Source organism: Dietzia sp. DQ11-44, from assembly GCF_014145205.1.
In the GTDB taxonomy this organism is placed as follows: Bacteria; Actinomycetota; Actinomycetes; order Mycobacteriales; family Mycobacteriaceae; genus Dietzia; species Dietzia natronolimnaea.
This window is the reverse complement of the sequence record NZ_JAALEC010000091.1, coordinates 1-3617: the sequence shown is the minus strand read 5'-3', so window position 1 is coordinate 3617 and position 3617 is coordinate 1. Positions and strand designations below refer to the sequence as shown.

4 protein-coding genes are annotated in these 3617 nt (G+C 69.5%); 2 read left to right on the top strand and 2 right to left on the bottom strand.

What is annotated here, in order from left to right; genetic code table 11:
• Positions 1 to 622: alpha-(1->3)-arabinofuranosyltransferase family protein (locus tag G6018_RS02745; RefSeq protein ID WP_182638654.1), on the bottom strand; the 622-nt coding region annotated here is incomplete at its 3' end.
• 22 nt (positions 623 to 644) lie between these two features.
• Complete coding sequence (locus G6018_RS02740) at positions 645 to 833, bottom strand: DUF2613 domain-containing protein (protein ID WP_346034821.1); 189 nt, start codon at positions 831 to 833, stop codon at positions 645 to 647.
• Positions 834 to 987: 154 nt separating this feature from the next.
• On the opposite strand from G6018_RS02740, the gene G6018_RS02735 reads away from it, so the two are divergent.
• Both G6018_RS02735 and G6018_RS02730 read left to right on the top strand, forming a co-directional pair.
• The gene (locus G6018_RS02735; RefSeq protein WP_179523607.1) at positions 988 to 1614 is read left to right on the top strand and encodes a TetR/AcrR family transcriptional regulator; all 627 of its coding nucleotides are present in this window, start codon (positions 988 to 990) and stop codon (positions 1612 to 1614) included.
• The gene (locus G6018_RS02730; protein ID WP_182638653.1) at positions 1611 to 3491 is read left to right on the top strand and encodes a long-chain-acyl-CoA synthetase; all 1881 of its coding nucleotides are present in this window, start codon (positions 1611 to 1613) and stop codon (positions 3489 to 3491) included. Before G6018_RS02735 ends, G6018_RS02730 begins: the two co-directional genes overlap by 4 nt.
• The last annotated feature ends 126 nt before the right edge of the window (positions 3492 to 3617 follow it).

Genomic DNA, 3617 nt, shown 5'->3' with positions numbered 1-3617 from the left:
GGTGCATGAGCCACCACAGGATCGCGGGCAGGCACGCGACGGCGGTGGCGACCGCGTTGACCGCGCCCATCAGCGCCAGCGCCAGCGCGGCACCGGCGCCACCCCGGCGCGGGGACATCCGCCCCTGCAACACCCGCACCACCGGCAGCAGCACCCACGGTGCCAGCGCGACGGGCCAGATCTCGGAGGAGATCGACCCGAGGTCGCCGAGCATCCGCGGGGCGAGCGCGTAGAGGATCCCGGCCACCGCCCTGGTCTGGGGGGTGCCGATCCGCAGTGCTGCCGCGACCCGGACCACGCCGACGTAGGCGACCGTCAGCAGCACCGCCCACCACAGCCGTTGGGTCAGCCAGGCGGGCATCCCCACCAGGTCGAACAGCGCGAAGAACGGCCCCTGGGGGAAGAGGTACCCGTACGCCTGGTTCTGGACCTGGCCGCCGAACGACAGTCCGGTCCACAGGTGGGTGGCCTGGACGAGAAAGCGTCCGGGGTCGACGACGAGGTCGTACTTGGTGTCCGGGACGACCAGACCCGGGGACTGCAGGCAGGCGAGGAGGAGGAAACCGAGGAACGCGACGACCGCGTCACGCGCGCCTGCACCGAGACGGATCCCGCGGGTCACCTCGGCCGGCGCGGAGGGGGGACTAGCGGGCGCCGTACTCGACCTGGCCGAGGAGGGCCTGGTCGGCGGGCGGCTGAGCGACCTCCGGGATGGAGTTCTCGGCCATCGCGGAGTTGGCTCCGAAGGCGACGATGCCGCCGAGGACGATTCCGCCGACTGCGCTGGCGAGCGCTCCGGTACCGAAGCTCATCGAGTTCTCCCTGCGGGTCACGAGAATGGGGTGTCCTGGCGGTGCCCCGGGGCACGCCGACGCCGAAAGAGTATCACCCGGTACCCCGTGGATCGTGCGTAGTGTCGCCCACAACTACTTACTGGCCGGTAAGTTGGTGTGGGACACGACACCACGTCCCGCCGGAAGGAGTCCTGTGACGACGGGGACCAAACGGATCCCACGCGCGATCCGCGAACAGCAGATGCTCGACTCGGCCATCCGCGTGTTCTCCGACCTCGGCTACCGATCGGCGTCGATGGACACCATCGCCAAGGACGCCAGGATCTCCAAGCCGATGCTGTATCTCTACTACGGCTCGAAGGAGGAACTGTTCTCCGCGTGCGTGACCCGTGAGTCCGGGCGACTCATCGACCACCTCACCTCCGCGGCGACCAGTGGGACCGGTGCGCGTCACAGTCTGGAGAGCGTCGTGGAGGCGTTCCTCGACTACGTGGACGACCACGCCGACTCGTGGAACGTCGTGTACCGCCAGGCCGTGGCCGAACCCGCCTTCGGCGACGAGGTCGAGAAGACCCGCTCCGTCCTGGTGGACCTGACCACCGATCTGCTGGCGCAGAACTCGGTGGACGGGCGCAGCCGCGAGGTGCTCGAGGTGGTCGCCACCGCGCTCGTCGGGGCCGGGGAGGCGGTCGCCGACCGCGTCGCGCACCGGTCCATACCCAAATCGGTGGCCGCAGGAGTGGTCGTCGAACTCGCGTGGCGCGGCCTCGCCGGAGATCCCGCCAAGTCACTCACCACCCCGAAAGAGGAGAACCCGTGACCGACACGACCGAAGACACCACCCGCCGCGCGTCCCAGGGCGCCAGGACCCTCACCCCGTTCGACCTGGCGGGAGGCCTGCCCTCTCTCGTCTCCGATCTGCCGACAGTCCTGCGTGGTCTCCGGATCGTCCGCTCCTCCCGCGGGACCGACAAGATCTCCATCGGCAGGAGGTTCCAGGAACTGGCGGCCGGCCAACCGGACGCCCCGTTCCTGCGATTCCTGGGCTCCGAGATCACCTACGGGGAGGCGAACCGGCGCGCCAACCTCTTCGCCCGGGTGCTCAAGGCCCGTGGGGTCGAGCGCGGCGACACCGTCGGCATCTGCATGGTCAACCGGCCCGAGGTCATGCTCGCCATCCTGGGCGCCGTCAAGGTGGGCGCCTCGGTGGGCCTGCTCAACCACCACCAGCGCGGGGAGGTCCTCGAGCACTCGCAGAAGATCATCGACTCGAAGGTCGTCCTCATCGGGGCGGAGTGCGCCGAGGCCGCCGGGTCCATCCCCCGCGAGAAGTGGCTCGGTGAGCTGATCGCCGTGGGGACCGAGGTCGACCTCCCGTTCCGCGACTTCACGGCGGGCCACCGCCCGGACGAGCTCTCGGATCTCACCTGGCTCGAGGACGAGCTGGAGAAGATGGACGCGGACGCCGGCGCCACCAACCCGCCCGAGGCGGACGAGACGCTGGGCAACGAGACCGCGTACTACGTGTTCACCTCGGGCACGACCGGCCTGCCCAAGGCCTCGACCATGTCCCACTACCGCTGGAACCGCGCGCTCGCCGGTTTCGGCCTGTCGGGTGTGCGGCTCAAGAAGGACGACGTCCTGCTCTGTCCGCTGCCGATGTACCACAACAACGCGCTCACGGTCGGCCTGGGTTGCGTGCTCGCCGCCGGCGCGTGCCTGGCCGTCGAGGAGCACTTCTCCGCGTCGAAGTTCTGGGACCAGGCCCGCGCGGCCGGGGCGACCGCCGCCATCTACATCGGCGAGATCTGCCGCTACCTGCTCAACCAGGAACCCGGTCCGGGCGACCGTGACCATTCCATCCGGGTGATGACGGGCAACGGGTTGCGCCCCGAGATCTGGGACGAGTTCCAACAGCGGTTCGGCGTCGACCGGATCTGTGAGTTCTACGCGGCCAGCGAGTGCAACATCGCGTTCGTCAACGCCTTCAACATCCCCAAGACCACCGGCTACTGCCCGATGGACTTCGCGATCGTGGACTACGACCCGGACACCGGGGAGCCCCGCCGCGGCGAGGACGGTCGGCTCACCAAGGTGGGCAAGGGCGGGATCGGCCTGCTGATCAGCGGCATCTCCGACACCCAGCCCTTCGACGGCTACACCGACAAGGAGGCCACGGAGAAGAAGGTCATCCGCGACGCCTTCAGTGACGGTGACGCCTGGTTCGTCTCGGGCGACCTGATGCTGGACCAGGGCCTCAAGCACGCCTCGTTCGTCGACCGCCTGGGCGACACCTTCCGCTGGAAGGGCGAGAACGTGGCGACCACCGAGGTGGAGGCGGCCGTCAGCGCTCGCCACGAGGTCGACCAGGCCGTGGTCTACGGCGTGCCGGTGCCGGGCGCCGACGGCAAGGCGGGCATGGCCGCCGTGCGGCTGCACGACAAGTCCGACTTCGACGGCGCCGCGCTCGCGGAGCACCTGCGCAGGTCGTTGCCGTCGTACGCGGTTCCGCTGTTCATCCGGCTCTCCAAGGAGCTCGAGGTGACGTCCACCTACAAGAGCCGCAAGACCGAGCTGCGCGAGCAGGCGTTCGACACCTCCCAGTTCGACGACCCGCTCTACGTCCTGTCGTCCGACAAGGGATACATCCCCTTCTACGATGGGGCGGAGAACGACGTCGTCGCCGGCAAGGCCTGAGGCCGGGGGCACAACGTAGGAGGTCCCGCCGCCGCATGCCCAGTCCCCGCATGCCCAGTCGTCGTGCGCACAGTCGCCGTGTGTCCGACCGACGGGCGCGCCGCGGCGGGACCGACCTCTCCCGCC